This is a genomic window from Oleiphilus sp. HI0123, from assembly GCF_001635315.1.
Genome location: NZ_LWGE01000410.1, coordinates 1 through 970, shown reverse-complemented (window position 1 = coordinate 970; position 970 = coordinate 1). Strand labels below are relative to the sequence as shown.

The following is a 970-nucleotide window of genomic DNA, read 5'->3' as shown; positions in this document are numbered from 1 at the left end:
GTTCGCGGCTTCGTGAACCATCGACGTGGATTCACGAATCTGCGTAATGATCTCGGTAAGTTTGGTCACCGTCGCATTCACATCTGTCTTAACCTTACCGAAAGATCCTCGGTATTCACTGCTAATTGTCTTGGTCAAATCACCCTCTGATAATGCAGACAGAACTTCACCCACATCAGCTAAGAAGGAGTCTGCACTTCCAACAGTCTGGTTCAAACCTTCTGCTAACTTAGCAAAGAAGCCTGTTTTACCTTCAGGGTCCAGACGCTTGGACAGATCACCATTTGCCGCCGCAAAAACAAGTCGGTCGATTTCTTGTTCGATAGCGACTTCGTTAGTTCGGTCAGCCCACTCAACAACCGTACCAATACGTTCGTTATCGTCGTTTGTAATAGGGTTCACAACCAAGTCCATATTACGGCCACCAATATTCAGACTTGCCGAATACTCACTCGTCAGGCTCTCTAACAATTGTTTCTGATGCGAGGGGTTCTTATGGAAGACATCAATACTGCTTCCTAACAAGGTATTGACGTTGAAATTACCCAGGTCTTTTTGAATGTCACTTTCTGCATTTCGCAAGGTCGATATCACTGCATCATTCATGTAGATAATATCGCGGTCGGCATTGGCCACCATGACATTTGCCGAAACACTATCCAAGGCTTGCTTGATACGCGCATTATCATTAGCGACACTACGCTCTTTAGCCAATCGTTTTAGCTCTTCAGTTTGATCATCCCACTCTACGACCGTACCAATGCGCTCACCCTCATCATTAACAATCGGGTTAACAACAAGGTTTAGATTACGACCACCCACCACAATATCTGCAGAGTATTCAGCAGTCATCCGTTCTATCATGCCACGCTGGTGCGCTGGATTATTATGGAATATGTCTATATTACTGCCAATAATCTTATCAACAGCAAAATTGCTTAGCTCTGCTTGAATATCCTTCTCGGCATTG

1 protein-coding gene is annotated in these 970 nt (G+C 44.7%); it reads right to left on the bottom strand.

Annotation, left to right across the window (positions count from 1 at the left end; translation table 11 throughout):
* On the bottom strand, positions 1 to 970 hold a 970-nt coding region (locus tag A3761_RS26845; protein ID WP_197472802.1), incomplete at both ends, for a methyl-accepting chemotaxis protein.